This is a genomic window from Flavobacterium sp. N1994 (genome assembly GCF_025947145.1).
In the GTDB taxonomy this organism is placed as follows: domain Bacteria; phylum Bacteroidota; class Bacteroidia; order Flavobacteriales; family Flavobacteriaceae; genus Flavobacterium.
The window spans coordinates 2477988-2493796 of sequence record NZ_CP109999.1; the positions used below are offsets into that span (position 1 = coordinate 2477988).

Consider the following 15809-nt stretch of genomic DNA (forward strand, 5'->3'; position numbering starts at 1 on the left):
AGTTGGTTTATAATGATAAGGCAAGCTGAAGCTTGCGTACCTCAAGCCCACTGGGCTTGCTCCTCTTAATATCAAATCATCTATTTCTATTTGTAGCTGGTTTATCTTCATAATCTAAATATTTGAAAGTAAAAGTAACGATTTACTTTACATCTTTAAACAAAAAACCGAAATCGGTTAGGATTTCGGTTTTATGATATTTTCAAATCTATTTAATTTCCTAATAACTTATCAGGATTGTAACCTACATAAGGCATCTCGGTTTCATTGAAAACGATACCATGTACCGCTAGCTCTTTTAAAATAGGTTCGTATACTTCTTTTTTAATAGGCAATTGTACCCCAGGAGTTTTAATATTACCACTCAAGATTTGTAACGTAGCCATCGCAACAGGTAAGCCAACGGTTTTGGCCATGGCTGTATAGATTTGGTCATCCCCAATACAAACCATTTTGGAATCTATTTGTTTTCGTTCCCCATTGATTTCATAACCAAATTTGTGGTACATCACAATCATGTCTTTATCATCAGGTTGTAAAGTCCAACTGTCGTTCAAGATGCGTTCTAAAATTTGGGCAGGCGTTGCGTTTTTGAGGCCTACTATTTTCTTAGGATTAAAGATATCCAGCTCTACTAATTTGTCCCACATGATATCATCTTGTTCAATCCCCAATGCCATTCTGGTTTTTAATTCTACAGAATCTGAGGCATGGAATGGTAAAAACGAATTAATAAAATCACGGTAACTCATAGTCTCTGAATTTTCCATAACATAAGAATCATCAGTCATGCCTAATTGCACAAACATATTCCAAGCTTTGGAAAAACCAACTCTACGGATAGTGCCTCGATATAAAGTTAGGATATCATCAAGACCATAAATACTTCTATATTTTAAGGAATCTCTATTGGCATAGCCTTCAAATTTTCCGTAACCTTCTACATGAAAGAATTCGGTTCTACGGAATAATTTATGATACGGAATGTATTTGTATTTTCCTTCTTGAATGAATTTGGCCGCCCCACCTTGTCCTGCTAAAACCACATTTCTAGGAGCCCAAGTAAATTTGTAATTCCAAAGATTATCATCTGATTCGGGTGCAATCAAACCCCCACAAAACGACTCAAATAAAATCATTTTACCTCCTTTTTCTTCAATTTCATGAATCACTTTCATGGCACTCATATGGTCAATACCAGGATCGAGCCCCACTTCATTCATAAAAATTAAGTTGTTGGCTTTTACCGCTTCATCCAAACTTTGCATCTCATCCGAAATATAAGATGCCGTTACCATGTTTTTTTTGAAAGTCACACAATCTTTTGCAACTTCAATATGCATGTGCGCTGGTAACATGGAAATAACGATATCTGCTTTTTGAATTTCGGCTTGACGTTGTTCTACATTATTGATATCTAAAGCAATTGGATTAGCATTAGGATGGTTATAAGTTTTTCTTCTAGCTAGTTCTATAGATAAATCGGCTAGTGTTACCGTTAAGTTTTCCTGAGGAGATTTTCTTAAAAGATATTTTATTAGGGATGATGCTGAACGTCCAGCACCAATGATTAAAATGTTTCTCATGCGTTTGTTATTATTGCAAATCCTTTTCTAAATTTTCAAGTTCTTGTTTAGCTTCTTTATTTTCTTCTACTTTTTGCTGTTCAAATTTTACGTCTTTTTCAACTTCATCTTTTACCAAAAGCGTTTTACCTAAAACAAACACTGAAGAAAGGACACATATAAGAAGCAATATATTGGGTAGTATTTTTTGGTTTTCATTCGATTTTTTAAGGAGTAATAATCCAAAAACAAGAGCCAAACCAATAGGTAAAAAAGCAATAGTGTCCATTGGTAAAACCGAAAAGACAACTGCCAAAACAGTAAAAATAATCCCTAGAACAACAAGTATCTTTCTCATGGTTTAATTAGATTAAATTCCGGTTGCTGAGGTTAAAGTTAATTGCCCTGTTCCAACTGGAATACTAAATTTTAATAAAGCAGGAATCTTTTTGTCATCGGCTGTTAGCCAAATTAGGTTTTTATCTTTACCACGTAAAGCATCAGTTTTGGCGCCAATAGAAATCTTATAACATTCTTTTTTGCCCAAATTTCCAGCACTTATAGTTTCTTTCCCCATGTATTTTAACGTTACTGGAACTTCTTTTTCATCAAAAACAATCATTAGCGATTGCGTTTGACCTTCTTTGAATTTACTAAAATCCATAGTCCTTACTTTATAAAAAAGCGAAATTACATCTTGGGTTGTGCCGCCAATAGTAAAAGTCTTTTGAGTTTCAGGTGTATTTTTTTTCTTCGCGGTACTATTTACAGTAGTGCCTTTGAATACATATTTTTCTTTTTTAGTCCAACCTCCTTCGTCAATGCTTCTTTTGTATAAACTAGGTTTTAACGTTTGCGGATTAACATACGATTCATAAACATCTCTGATTTTAAAAAAAGAGTCCCATTTACTATACGTTGCTAGTTCACAACTTAAATGCAAATAATTATTTTTAGAGGTATTGATACTTTCAGTTGACATAGTAACTTGAGCCAATTGAGTCATTAGGCCACTCATGTTATAGGAGCCAGCAAAAACTAATCTTTCACCTGGTTTTATACTTTGGTTTCCTTCAGAAGTAAAGGAGCAAAAAACGAAAAGTATACAAAGGATAAATAGTAACTTCTTCATAATTGTAAAATAATGGTGCAAATATAAAATTTTTAAAGTGGTAACTTTAAGAAAAGAAACATGAAATTTCTTTATTGGTAACAAGATAACGGATAAATTTGTGTTTTAGTATATGGATTTAATATGGAAAGAAAAATTATTAGTGTTGCTGCTTTGATGGGATTGACAGCAATCATTTTAGGAGCTTTTGGAGCACATGCTTTAAAAAAACAATTATCTATTGAAGAGCTAGGGGCATTTGAAACAGGTGTTAAATATCAAATGTATCATGCATTATTTTTATTGTTTTTGGGAGTCACTACTTTATTAAACGAAAAATCCAAAAAGAGGGTATTGCAATTGGTGATTTTTGGAGTACTTTTCTTCTCAGGGTCAATTTATTTATTGACCACAAAAGCCATATCAGGAATCGATTTTAAATTTATTGGAATAATAACACCTATTGGTGGAGCCTTATTAATAGGGGCTTGGAGCCTTTTATTCTGGAATGTTTGGAAAGTAAAAAGATAATATTTCAATAAATAAAATAGTTTCTAAAATTTAATTTTTACCTTTGCCGTCTAATTTATAATGCAACACAAACTAATTTCTATGGAGAACTACGCTCAAATTACGAAATCGATTTCGTTAGAAAAATATGGGATTAAAAATGTTCAAGAAATAATTCATAATCCATCCTACGAACAATTATACATTGATGAATTAAATCCAAATTTAGAGGGTTTTGAAAAAGGACAATTAACTGAACTTGGAGCTATAAATGTTATGACAGGTGTTTTTACCGGTCGGTCTCCAAAAGACAAATATATTGTTAAAGATAGCATAACCGAAAATACCATTTGGTGGAATTCAGATAAAGCAGCGAATGACAATAAACCTATTTCGCAAAACACTTGGAACGCCCTAAAAGGGAACACCACAGATCAGTTATCAGGCAAGAAATTATATGTTGTCGATGCCTTTTGTGGAGCCAATGAAAATACAAGATTAAAAGTTCGTTTCATTATGGAAGTGGCTTGGCAAGCTCATTTTGTCATCAATATGTTTATTCGTCCAACCGAAGAAGAATTAGAAAGCTTTGGAGAACCTGATTTCATTGTAATGAATGGTTCTAAAACGTCATTCAAAGAATATGCAGATTATGGGTTAAATTCAGAAGTATATATCGCTTTCAACTTGACTGAGAAAATCCAAATTATTGGAGGTACTTGGTATGGTGGTGAGATGAAAAAAGGAATGTTTGCCATGATGAATTATTACTTGCCATTGCAAGGAATTGCTTCTATGCACTGTTCTGCTAATAAAGGAACGGCTGGAGATGTTGCTGTTTTCTTTGGTTTATCCGGAACAGGAAAGACAACACTTTCAACAGATCCAAAAAGAGAATTAATTGGTGATGATGAACACGGATGGGATAATGAAGGAGTCTTCAATTTTGAAGGAGGATGTTATGCCAAAACTATCGATTTAAGCAAAGAAAATGAACCTGATATTTATGATGCCATCAAAAAAGATGCATTATTGGAAAATGTTACTGTTGATTCGGATGGAAAAATAGATTTTAAAGACACTTCTGTAACGCAAAATACAAGAGTTTCTTATCCTATTTATCACATTCACAATATTGTAAAACCAATTTCAAAAGCAGGACATGCTAACAAAGTAATTTTCTTAACGGCAGATGCTTTTGGAGTTATGCCACCAGTTTCAAAGTTAACACCTGAGCAAACTAAATATTATTTTCTTTCAGGTTTTACAGCTAAATTAGCAGGAACAGAAAGAGGAGTGACACAACCAGAACCTACTTTTTCAGCATGTTTTGGAAAAGCTTTTTTAACATTACATCCAACTAAATATGGAGAGGAATTAGTTAAGAAGATGGAACAAAACAATGCCAAAGCCTATATGGTAAACACAGGTTGGAACGGAACAGGGAAACGTATTTCTATCAAAGATACCCGTGCAATCATTGATGCCATTTTAGATGGTTCGATAGAAAAAGCAGAAACCAAAACAGTTCCAGTTTTTAATTTAGAAATTCCAACTTCTTTACATGATGTAAATGCAGCAATTTTAGATCCTAGAGATACTTATGAAAATGTTTCTGATTGGAATACTAAGGCTGCAGATTTAGCCTCACGGTTTGTTAAAAATTTCGAACAATATACAGATAATAATGAAGGTCAAAGTTTAGTAAAAGCTGGGCCGCAACTATAATAACAAACAAACCTAACCAAAGAAAAAAGCCATTCTCAATTAAGAGAATGGCTTTTTTTATAACTTTATGTTCTTTTACTTTCCTTTATTAGCATCAGCTATATATCTTTCTAAAGCCATCGTCATAGATGGGGTTTCTGGTGTTGGTGCTAAAATATCTATTCTCAAACCATGTTCTAAAGCTTCTTTTTGAGTAGTACTTCCAAAAACCGCAATACGAGTATTGTTTTGTTGGAAATCTGGGAAGTTTTTGAATAACGATTTGATTCCAGTTGGACTAAAGAAAGCTAAAACATCATAATAAACATCTGCTAAGTCAGAAAGATCACTCATTACTGTTTTGTAAAAAGTTCCTTGTGTCCACTCTACTTTTAAATTATTTAATGTTTGAGGAACATCAAAATTCAACTGATCTGAAGCAGGTAATAAGAATTTCTCTTCTTTATATTTTTTGATAAGAGGTGACAAATCGACAAAGTCTTTTTGTCCCACATATATTTTACGTTTTCTATAAACCACATACTTCTGTAAGTAAAAAGCAATGGCTTCTGATTGGCAAAAATATTTTAGGTCTTCAGGAACCTTATAACGCATTTCTTCAGCCACTCTAAAAAAATGGTCAACAGAATTTCTGCTTGTTAAGATAATTGCCGTAAAGTTATTTAGGTCAATTTTTTGAGCTCTAACATCTTTTGCACTTACACCTTCAACATGGATAAATGATCGAAAATCAATTTTTACCTTATGTTTTTGTTGTAACTCAAAATAAGGCGAATTCTCTACTTTGGGTTCTGGCTGTGACACCAAAATTGTTTTCACTTTCAAATTTGACATTCTAATGTGCTAAATTTTTTGTAATCAAATAATATATAAAATAGTAGGGCGCTATTTCAAGTGCGCAAAGATACAAAATAAAATAAAACAACTTACCTATCAGTAAGTTTTGATAAATCTTTAGCGAAATGAGATATGTGTATAAATTAATTGCCAAAATCACACCAATAATGCAAAAAAGCAAAACATTTGATGAAGAATTATTATAAAATAAATAGATATTAATAGGTAACAACACAACGCCAATAAATGTTCGGTAACTTACTTTTTGTAAATTAAATTGTTCCGTAAATTCCTCTATATTAAAAATAGTAGCTACTATTTTTTCTATTAAAAATTTTGAGAGCACAAATATGCCAAAAAAGGTAAAAATTCGTAGAAAGATTATCCAATCAGTTTTCGAAACATAACCAAGAGAATGTAACAGTAATTGGATAAAAAATGAAAACGAAATAACTTGAACTATAAATAAAAGTATCGTAAAACCACTCATTAAATGGGAGGTGTCTTTGTATATTTTGATATATTTATCCGAAATCAAAATTCTCAAGAACTCGCTGAACCGAGTTTCAAAAACAGTTCTTGAAATTGCAATCAAAGCAAACGAAAGTATAAATAAATACGTAGCCCAATCTCTAGGTTCTAAAACTCTCGGCTGTAAATAAGTTGCTATCATAATCCCGACAAAATTACTAATTTTTTATTTGTTAAATTATTATAAAATTATTAAGATAGTGCTCTGATAAAAAGTTTATTTTTGCAACGAAGTATGACAGTATTTTATGAGCGACGGCATTGTAATTATTCCTACCTATAACGAAATTGAAAACATCGAAAGTATTATTCGAGCTGTATTTTCTTTACCAAAGCAGTTTCATGTTTTAATTGTCGATGATAATTCGCCAGATAGAACAGCTGAAAAAGTGATTGAACTTCAAGCCGAATTTCCGAATCAGTTATTTTTATCCGTAAGAAAGAAAAAGTCAGGTTTGGGAACAGCCTATGTACACGGTTTCAAATGGGCATTAAAACATCATTACGAGTATATTTTTGAAATGGATGCCGATTTTTCACACAATCCTAATGATTTAGAGCGATTGTATGATGCTTGCAAAAATAATGGAGCTGATTTAGCCATCGGTTCTAGATATGTTACTGGAGTAAATGTTGTAAATTGGCCTTTAAGTAGAATTTTACTTTCTTATTTTGCATCGGTTTATGTGAGAATGATAACGGGGATGAAAATCATGGATGCCACAGCAGGGTTTATTTGTTATCATCGAGAAGTGTTAGAAAAAATAAATCTGGATAAAATAAAGTTTATCGGGTATGCGTTTCAAATAGAAATGAAATATAGGGCTTTTGCCAAAAATTTCAACATACAAGAAGTTCCAGTCATCTTCACAGATAGAACTAAAGGCCAATCAAAAATGAGCGGCTCCATTATAAAAGAAGCAATATTTGGAGTTATTTCCTTGAGATTCAGGAAGTTTTTAAACCAATTATAAAGACCAAAAATGAACACCGTTTTAATTAAGAATGCCAAAATTGTAAATGAAGGGACGATTCTTGAAGGAGACGTTTTGATAGAAAACGAGTTTATTGTCGAAATTGCTGAAAGTATTAGTCCAAAATTATCCAGTTGTAAAATCATTGATGCTGAAGGGAGTTATTTAATTCCTGGTGCAATCGATGACCAAGTGCATTTTCGCGAACCAGGACTGACACACAAGGGCGATATTGCTTCCGAAAGTAGAGCGGCTGTTGCAGGAGGAATTACTTCATTTATTGAGCAACCTAATACCATTCCGAACGCTGTAACACAAGAGATTTTAGAAGAGAAATACCAAATTGCATCAAAAACTTCGTATGCCAATTATTCCTTTATGATGGGCGGAACGAATGATAATTTGGAAGAAATTTTAAAAACAAATCCAAAAAATGTGGCTGGATTAAAATTATTTCTCGGCTCGTCAACAGGTAATATGTTAGTCGATAATGATGAGTCTTTAGAAAAAATATTTTCTAGTACAAAATTGTTAATTGCAGTGCATTGCGAAGATGAAGCCACTATAAAAGCCAATTTAGAACGATACAAATTGCAATTTGGAGAAGATATTCCTGTAGAATGTCATCATTTAATTCGAAGTGCAGAAGCCTGTTATCTTTCTTCTTCCAAAGCAATAGCTTTAGCAAAAAAGACAGGAGCAAGATTGCATATTTTTCATCTTTCTACAGCTAAAGAAATGGAGTTGTTTACCAATAAAATTCCGTTAGAAGAAAAACAAATCACTGCCGAAGTTTGTATTCACCATCTTTGGTTCTCGGATGAAGATTATAAAACTAAAGGGAATTTGATTAAATGGAATCCAGCGGTAAAAACGGCTGAAGACAGAGCTGCTTTATGGGAAGCATTGTTAGATGATAGAATTGATGTTATTGCCACGGATCATGCGCCACATACTTTAGAGGAAAAACAGCAGTCTTATTTGAAAGCTCCATCAGGAGGACCCTTAGTGCAACATGCTGTTGTAGCTATGTTTGAAGCTAGCCATCAAGGAAAAATTTCGGTAGTTAAAATTGTCGAAAAGATGTGTCACAATCCAGCAAAGATTTTTAAAATTGAAAAAAGAGGCTTCATCAAAGAAGGATTTTATGCTGATTTAGTTATTGTAAATCCTGGTTTACCATGGAATGTGAAGAAAGAAAACATTTTGGCCAAATGCGGATGGTCACCGTTTGAAGGATATAATTTTAAGTCAAGAATTACTCATACTTTTGTAAACGGCGAGTTGGTGTATCAAAATTTTAAAGTCAAAGAAACTCCTGTTGGAAAGCGTTTGCTTTTCGATAGATAAAATCATAAAAATGAAGAAAAATATTTTCCTTGTTTGTTTGTTGTTTGTTGTTTTTGGTTGTCACAAGAGTACGATTGAAAAGCCAAACAACTTAATTGAGAAAGATAAAATGATAGACATTTTATATGACATGTCTTTGTTAGAAGCTATTAAAACTCAAAACATCAATGGAGGCATGACCAATAAAGCCGCTAATGAATATATTTATAAAAAGTATAAAATTGATAGTGTTCAGTTTGTAAAAAGCAATAAATACTATGCCTCTAATTTGGATGAATACAAAAAAATGTTTGAAAAAATTAAGGAAAGATTAAATAACGAGATAGCAAAAACAGATGAGGAATTGAAAAAGAATGGCCAACCCGTTCCGACAAATCCTAATAGCACTTCAAATTCAGATACTCCTCAAGTCCAGTAATTATTGTTGCAAACGAACGACTTCTTGAATAACAATATCAATGCTTTGAAACTCAAAATTCAGAGCATTTTTTATTTTAAAGTTTGAAATTTCATCCTCATTTAGCAAAGAAGAAGCACTATACTTTGATAGTTTCCTTTTGGTTCTGAAAACGGTTGAAACTAACCAATCCAATCTCCACCCCAGATTTAAAAGCCATGGTTTTGCTTCAATAGTTGGTTTTTTGACTTTTAGCTTGTCGGCAATTTCAAAAATTATTTTTTTAAAGGAACTATTTTCAGCAATCACTATAAATCGTTCGCCAGTACTATCTCCATTCATTAATTGGGTCATTATTTTCACTACATCAGTAACGCCAACGTAACCTGTTGAACCTAAAGTATAAAAAGGGAATCCGTTTTTTATGGCAGAGAAAAATGTTCCGCTTCCTTGATTCCAGAAACCGGCTCCAAAAATCACTCCTGGATTTACAATAACCACATTTAAACCTTCTTGGTGTCCGCGCCAAACTTCTATTTCCGCACCGTATTTTGAAATGGCATAATCGCTATGAGGAGTTTCTGGATTCCATTCTGTTTCTTCTGTGATTTGGGTTTCATGAGAAGCCAAACTCCCCAAAGCTGCTATGGAACTTACATGACACATTTTTTTGATATTATATGCCAAGCAAAAATTCACAATATTAGCAGTGCCTTCTATGTTTATTTTTCGAAGTAAGTTTTCGTCATTGGGGTCATAGGAAATTAAACCAGCGCAATGGTAGACATAATCTATGTTTTGGAATGCATTTTCTAAGGAAGGAACATCAATAATATCAGCTTGTGCCCATTCTATTTTAGAGAATGAGGATTCTTTTTGATGGAGTTTGAAAAGCGATTTTGTTTTATCGATTGATTTAGGTTCTCTGTAAATAGCCCTAATAGCATCTTCATTTTCAACCAAATGAAGAAGCAAATGTGCTCCCACTAAACCTGTTCCGCCTGTTACTAATATCATGCGGTAAAGATAAATAGATTGTTAGATTTTTGGATAGTTAGTGACGAGAAAAAGTAAGCCCAAAGACTTTCTATTAGCCCTGATTGTAGCGGCACCAAAGTAGAGCGGAAAGCGGGAATATGGATTACTGATAAATCCCAAACCATTCGCTTCTAAAATTCCCAATTCTGCTTATATTTGCGCAAATTATTTTAGAATGACACGAGCCTGTATGGCGACTGCATCGAACACCTTGAACAAATACAAAATAAGTGAGATGAATAATCTAGTAGAAGAATTAAAATGGCGTGGTTTGTATCACGACAGCATGCCTGGAACCGAAGAACAATTACTCAAGGAAGCTACGACCGCTTATATTGGTTTTGATCCAACGGCTGATTCGTTGCATATTGGAAGTATGGTGCAGATTATTTTGCTACTTCATTTGAAAAATTTTGGGCACAAACCGATTGCTTTGGTAGGTGGGGCTACAGGAATGATTGGGGATCCTTCGGGGAAATCGGATGAGCGTAATTTGCTTAATGAAGAACAGTTGGCTAAAAACGTAGCTGGAATTAAAAGTGTACTCTCTCGATTTTTAGATTTTAGTCAGACGGGTCCCAATGCGCCTGTGATGGTGAACAATTATGATTGGATGAAAGATTTCTCTTTTATCAACTTTGCACGTGATGTGGGAAAAAGAATTACGGTGAATTATATGATGGCAAAAGATTCGGTGAAGAAACGTTTGTCGGGAGAAGCTGGAGATGGAATGTCGTTTACTGAGTTTACTTATCAATTGATACAAGGCTACGATTTTTATCATTTGCACAAGCATTACAATTGTGTTTTGCAGATGGGAGGTTCTGACCAATGGGGAAATATCACCACAGGAACGGAATTAGTTCGAAGAATGAATCCGAATACAGAGGCTAAGGCTTTTGCTTTGACGACTCCGTTAATTACAAAAGCGGATGGTTCTAAATTTGGGAAGTCAGAAGGAGGGAATATTTGGCTGGATGCTGATAAGACTTCGGTGTATAAATTTTACCAATTTTGGTTGAATACTTCGGATGAAGATTCGGAGAAGTATATTAAGATTTTTACGTTTTTAGATAAAGAAGTTATTGATGCTTTGATTGCTGAACATAAAGAAGCGCCACATTTGCGTGTGTTGCAAAGAAAATTAGCAGAAGAAGTTACGATATTAGTTCATGGAAAAGATGAATTAGATAAAGCGATTCAGGCTTCCAATATTTTGTTTGGAAATGCTACTGCAGATGATTTGAAACAATTGGATGAAGCTACTTTTTTAGAAGTTTTTGATGGTGTTCCTCAAGCTGAGATTTCAAAAGGAGATATTGAAACAGGAATTAATATTGTGGACGTGTTGAATGAGAAATCTGGGTTTTTAAAATCGAATGGTGAGGCTAGACGAGCTTTGGCAGAGAATTCGATTTCGGTAAACAAAGAAAAAGTAACTGAGGAATTTCAATTGACTACAAAGGATTTGATAAATCAACAGTTTGTTTTATTACAACGTGGCAAGAAGAATTATTTTGTGATACGAGTTAAATAAAAAAAGGAACCATTTGGTTCCTTTTTTTATTCTTTAAAATTGATTTCCTCTTTGTTGGACACAAACCATCCTTTAATAAAATTTGGTGTATTCATAAGATTGGTATAATCCGATGCTAATAATTTTTCTTTGTATTCTTCTTTGAGTAGTACTATGAATAATTGCAAAAAGCAGTTGGATTTTTCATCGATGTAATATTCCATTTCATCAACTTTGTGATATCTTTTTTTGTCCCAATAGAATGTTTTTGAATAGTGTTTTGCTTCAAAAGGATTTAGTTTCATTATAGATTTCATTAATCTTTCACTTGATTTTGTTAAACGATACGTTGAATCGCTATTTTTTTTGATCTCTTCCGATTCGCTATCTATATCAAAATCTAAAACTTCTTTCAGGTATTTTTTGAGGACTTCATTTTTTATTTTTTCATCTTTTATGGATTCGAACCCAGCTGGTAATTCTCTACTTTTCCAAGTATATGCTAAAATTCTATGAGCTGGCAACTCTTCCTTTTCTTGAAACAAACTCATAGAAACAGAGGTATCCATAGATCCGCCGGAGCCAGGTTGTACTCTTTCAGGATTTAGAAAAAAGGAAATAGTATTGTTTGATAAATTTCTAATGCTATATTGAATAGTGAATTTTCTGAAAGATGCGCTGTCTATTGTTTTAATGGAATCAATTTCGATTTTGATATTTGGACTTTGTGCCAAAAGAGTAGTGCTGATAAATAAAAGAAAAAGGTATTTCATGGTGCTGATTTAGAATAAAACGGAGAAAAATAAATTTTATTACATCACATCACCATCAAGTTACAACCTCGAATATCAGAATTATCAAAGCGCCCTAATATTTCGAAAGAATTGTTGGGGTATTTTTTCCCCAAATCCTGCGTAGCTATAAATGAGCACGAGTTAATATTGGCTAAATCAATAACGTTTACCCCGCCAGTTTTTCCATTAGCAACGTATGTTAAAGCATCTTCTGTATCCCGAATTAGAATTTGCATCCAAGCAGGACATTCAAATATTCCATTTCCTAGAGAGTAGGCTTGTGATAAGAGTTCAGTCATCCCATATTCGGAATGGATATTTTGCACTCCAAAACCGTTACACAAAATTTCGTGCAATTCCTCCCGAATCATTTCCTTACGCTTCCCTTTCATACCGCCGGTTTCCATGATGATGGTATTCTTTAGTTGGAATTTTTGTTTCTCAATTAAATCCAATAAAGCATAAGTAACACCAATTAAGATTACATTCTGACCCGCGTTATCCAATTCAATAAGCTTAGCGATTAATTCATCATAATTATTCAAATAAAAGCCGCTGTGTTCGTTATTTGAAAGTGCTATTAAATCCTTAACCATATAGATTAGTGAGGAACCACTGCGTTCTAAATAGGACGGAAGCAAGGCTAAAACGGTATAATCTTCTATGTTTCCGTAAAACTCAGAAAATGCTTTTCTATAACTTTGTTCGTAAAGAGATACATCTGTCACTAAATGTTTACTGGTAATCATTCCGGTGGTGCCACTGCTTGTAAATATTTCTTGAACACTATCAGTATTAGAAACTATATCATGACTTTTAAAGAACTGAATTGGTAGAAACGGAATTTGCTGCAATGATTTTACGGATTGTTTGTCCACTTTCATATAATTGCAAAACTCTTGATAGACCATGTTGTTTTCGTATTGAAAACGAAAAACCTTCAAAGCTATTTTTTCAAATTGCTTTTGAGATGCTATAGTGAATATGTCTTGTGGGTTTATCAAGAGTAATAGGTTTCTAAATTGAATCAGAACGATGCAAAAGTAATGAAAATAAAAAAGCCCTAACTTTCGTTAGAGCTTTTTGGAAATATAGTGTAATTAATTATTTGATAACTAATTTTCTTGAAGCAGTTTTTCCTTCTTCAGTAATGTTTACAATATAAACGCCAGTGTGTAATGAGCTAACATTTACAGCACTATCAGCAGTTGTAGTGTTTAATACTTGTTTTCCTAATACATCATAAACAGTGATTGTTTTCTCAGCATTAGCAGCAGTTTCGATGAACAAAGTTCCACCTGAAACTGGGTTAGGATATATTTTTAAACCTGCAATAGCACTGTTTTGACTAACACCTAATAAACCAGCAATTGTAGTTGTGATTTTTAATTCGTCAACAGTAATTGTTGGAGTTAATGTAGCGCTATCTTGTCTTAATAAAAACCCTCCTAAAGTAGTGATAGCTGTAGTTGGAGTTGATGTTAAGTCTGGAGTTGTAGCATCTGTTAAAGTAGCAAGAGTTGGGTTAAACCAAGCTTTTAAAGTATTTCCAGCAAAATCATAACCTAAAACTACACATACAACATCACCAACATTAAACAATGTAGAGGCAAAGTTAGTTGTAGTAGAAGCAGCGTCTAAGCCTAACTGATATTGAGTTCCACTCTTTTTGATAAACAATCTACCTTTGTGATTAGATGGATTACCGTCTGTTAAAGTTGCAAAATATGTTGTACTAGCATCAGCTATTGTTCCGTAATCAGTAACATTGATTAAAAATCTTGCATATAAACCGCTATCAGCACTAGTTGTAGCAGTAAATGGAGTTTGACATTCAGCACCTGTACCAACAAAAGAAACTGAGTTGCCAGTTGAAGTAACACCTGTATAACTTAAACTTCCTGCAATGGCAAGAATACTGTCTCCAGTATTAGCATTAGCCCAAGTTTGATTAGCTCCTAAAGCAGAACCAACAGTATAAGGGAATTTATCTTCAAAAGGTAATGCGTTAGCTGGTTTGCAATCAATAGCAGCAACAGCATTGGCATCGTAAGTACAACTTCCTTTAGTTATGTGTAATGTGAACCCTGTACCTTCAGTAACACCACTTACAACAATATTACCTACTGGTACTGTAGCAGGATTATCACCTCCTACAGTTCCTGATGAAGGAGTGAAGGTATAAGCTCCAGAAGTTCCTCCTGTGTAAGGAATGGTAACTGTATAAGTATCAAGTCCAAAAGTAATTGCATCACATGCGGCTGTTGGAGTTCCAAGAGCTAATGTACATGAAGGATCAAAATTGAAAACTTTTATGTCATCAAGTCTAAATTGTGACGCTGTAGTTGATGTAAATCTAATAGATAAGGTTGTAGATGATGGAATTCCTGAGGAAATTGTGGCCAAAGTCCAACCAATTCCAGTTGGGGTATAAGTTACCGGCGTCCATGTTGTCCCGTTTGTACTAACTTCTACAGTTAATAGATTTGTTACTGCTGTAGGCGTATTAATTCCAAAAGAAAGTTGTAATCCTGAAGAAGTATATGCCGATGTATTTATTCCGTCAATTTGAAAATATTCCGCAATAGCATTTATTAAAACATTACCACCTCCAGAAGCAGCCGTATATCCACTAGATACACTTGTGATTCTAACATCAGCAGTACCAGAATAAGCGATTGGAGAAGAATTTTGGAAAGTTGCAGGAGCAGTACCAGTACTGTAAGCTGGAATTAATGTTGTTCCAGTTGGAGTTCCCATGTTTTCTGTATAGATAGTTTGCCCAAAAGACGCGCAACTAACTACCAATAATAATAAAGAGTAAATTTTTTTCATTTTTTTAAATTTAATTAGCCCACAAATATAAGTACAAATTTCATTTGTAGAAAAAAAGAAAGTAAAAAAATGATTAATTAAAAGTTAAAAAACAAAAAACCAACTATCTGATAATAAGTTTTCTAGTGGTGGTAGTTTCGCCTTCTGTGATTTTTATGATATAAACACCAGGAGGGATTGAGGATATGTTTAATTCTCGAGAAGAAATTGTAGTTTGTAAAACCTTTTTTCCAAGCACATCAAAAATCAAGACTTCTTTATCAAGGCTGGTTTTAGAAGTGATGTAAATCTTACCATTACTAACTGGATTAGGATAAAATCCTAATGCATCATTACCTTGCTGTTTACCATCTTGTGCATAAGTAGCAAGGGTAAACAAACAAAAAATAAAAGGTAGTATAAAGTAATTTTTAGCCATCATTTCAATTTGGTTAAGACAAATGTATAAAAAACATTTCAAATAGTATGCCAAAAAAATTAATCGCTCTAAATTTTTGCAATGATTTAACATTTAGAGTCTTAATTTTTTTGATGAAAAGACTAAACATCAATATTTCATTTGATAAAAACCGCTCATCAATACAGTTTTATTCTTTTAATATTATCAAATTGTTACTAGATTA

At 33.3% G+C, this 15809-nt stretch carries 16 protein-coding genes; 6 read left to right on the forward strand and 10 right to left on the reverse strand.

Annotated features, from left to right (window positions below):
• Positions 1-212: 212 nt before the first annotated feature.
• Genes OLM53_RS11020 through OLM53_RS11030 form a run of 3 tightly spaced genes read right to left on the reverse strand, consistent with a single transcriptional unit; the run spans position 213 to position 2697 of the window.
• Complete coding sequence (locus OLM53_RS11020; RefSeq protein ID WP_264520288.1) at positions 213-1586, reverse strand: saccharopine dehydrogenase family protein; 1374 nt, start codon at positions 1584-1586, stop codon at positions 213-215.
• Positions 1587-1596: 10 nt separating this feature from the next.
• Positions 1597-1923, reverse strand: coding sequence for a hypothetical protein (locus tag OLM53_RS11025; RefSeq protein WP_264520289.1), 327 nt, complete (start codon positions 1921-1923; stop codon positions 1597-1599).
• A 12-nt stretch (positions 1924-1935) separates the two neighbouring features.
• Positions 1936-2697: a DUF3108 domain-containing protein gene (locus OLM53_RS11030; protein ID WP_264520290.1), complete on the reverse strand. Its 762-nt coding sequence runs from the start codon at positions 2695-2697 to the stop codon at positions 1936-1938.
• Between the two features lie 123 nt (positions 2698-2820).
• On the opposite strand from OLM53_RS11030, the gene OLM53_RS11035 reads away from it, so the two are divergent.
• Both OLM53_RS11035 and pckA read left to right on the forward strand, forming a co-directional pair.
• Positions 2821-3207, forward strand: coding sequence for a DUF423 domain-containing protein (locus OLM53_RS11035; RefSeq protein ID WP_264520291.1), 387 nt, complete (start codon positions 2821-2823; stop codon positions 3205-3207).
• A gap of 81 nt (positions 3208-3288) precedes the next feature.
• Positions 3289-4914: a phosphoenolpyruvate carboxykinase (ATP) gene (pckA, locus tag OLM53_RS11040; protein ID WP_264520292.1), complete on the forward strand. Its 1626-nt coding sequence runs from the start codon at positions 3289-3291 to the stop codon at positions 4912-4914.
• Between the two features lie 75 nt (positions 4915-4989).
• On the opposite strand, the gene OLM53_RS11045 is transcribed toward pckA, so the two are convergent.
• Both OLM53_RS11045 and OLM53_RS11050 read right to left on the reverse strand, forming a co-directional pair.
• On the reverse strand, positions 4990-5739 hold the full coding sequence (locus tag OLM53_RS11045) for a uroporphyrinogen-III synthase (protein WP_264522446.1): 750 nt from the start codon (positions 5737-5739) through the stop codon (positions 4990-4992).
• Between the two features lie 10 nt (positions 5740-5749).
• Positions 5750-6424 carry a DUF4271 domain-containing protein gene (locus OLM53_RS11050; protein WP_264520293.1) on the reverse strand — a complete coding sequence of 225 codons (675 nt, stop codon included), beginning with the start codon at positions 6422-6424 and terminating at the stop codon, positions 5750-5752.
• Between the two features lie 106 nt (positions 6425-6530).
• Between OLM53_RS11050 and OLM53_RS11055 the strand changes: the two genes are divergently transcribed.
• From OLM53_RS11055 to OLM53_RS11065, 3 genes are read left to right on the forward strand one after another with little or no spacing between them, the layout of a single operon-like run.
• On the forward strand, positions 6531-7256 hold the full coding sequence (locus OLM53_RS11055; protein WP_264520294.1) for a polyprenol monophosphomannose synthase: 726 nt from the start codon (positions 6531-6533) through the stop codon (positions 7254-7256).
• A 9-nt stretch (positions 7257-7265) separates the two neighbouring features.
• Entirely contained in the window at positions 7266-8606 is a 1341-nt protein-coding gene (locus OLM53_RS11060; protein ID WP_264520295.1) for a dihydroorotase, read from the forward strand.
• A 10-nt stretch (positions 8607-8616) separates the two neighbouring features.
• Positions 8617-9024: a DUF4296 domain-containing protein gene (locus tag OLM53_RS11065; RefSeq protein ID WP_264520296.1), complete on the forward strand. Its 408-nt coding sequence runs from the start codon at positions 8617-8619 to the stop codon at positions 9022-9024.
• Here OLM53_RS11065 and OLM53_RS11070 read toward each other — a convergent pair whose 3' ends face one another.
• Positions 9025-10020, reverse strand: a complete 996-nt coding sequence (locus OLM53_RS11070) for an NAD-dependent epimerase/dehydratase family protein (protein WP_264520297.1) — start codon at positions 10018-10020, stop codon at positions 9025-9027.
• A 256-nt stretch (positions 10021-10276) separates the two neighbouring features.
• Here OLM53_RS11070 and tyrS point away from each other — a divergent pair, with 256 nt between their 5' ends.
• Positions 10277-11578 (forward strand): tyrosine--tRNA ligase, encoded by a 1302-nt coding sequence (gene tyrS, locus OLM53_RS11075; RefSeq protein ID WP_264522447.1) that lies wholly within the window; start codon positions 10277-10279, stop codon positions 11576-11578.
• Between the two features lie 26 nt (positions 11579-11604).
• Here the strand turns inward: tyrS and OLM53_RS11080 are convergent, their stop codons facing one another.
• From OLM53_RS11080 to OLM53_RS11095, 4 genes are all read right to left on the reverse strand, one after another.
• On the reverse strand, positions 11605-12330 hold the full coding sequence (locus OLM53_RS11080; RefSeq protein ID WP_264520298.1) for a hypothetical protein: 726 nt from the start codon (positions 12328-12330) through the stop codon (positions 11605-11607).
• Between the two features lie 44 nt (positions 12331-12374).
• Positions 12375-13355, reverse strand: a complete 981-nt coding sequence (locus OLM53_RS11085; protein WP_264520299.1) for an acyl transferase — start codon at positions 13353-13355, stop codon at positions 12375-12377.
• Between the two features lie 100 nt (positions 13356-13455).
• Positions 13456-15186 (reverse strand): T9SS type A sorting domain-containing protein, encoded by a 1731-nt coding sequence (locus OLM53_RS11090; protein WP_264520300.1) that lies wholly within the window; start codon positions 15184-15186, stop codon positions 13456-13458.
• Between the two features lie 103 nt (positions 15187-15289).
• Positions 15290-15604, reverse strand: a complete 315-nt coding sequence (locus OLM53_RS11095; protein ID WP_264520301.1) for a T9SS type A sorting domain-containing protein — start codon at positions 15602-15604, stop codon at positions 15290-15292.
• Positions 15605-15809: the final 205 nt, after the last annotated feature.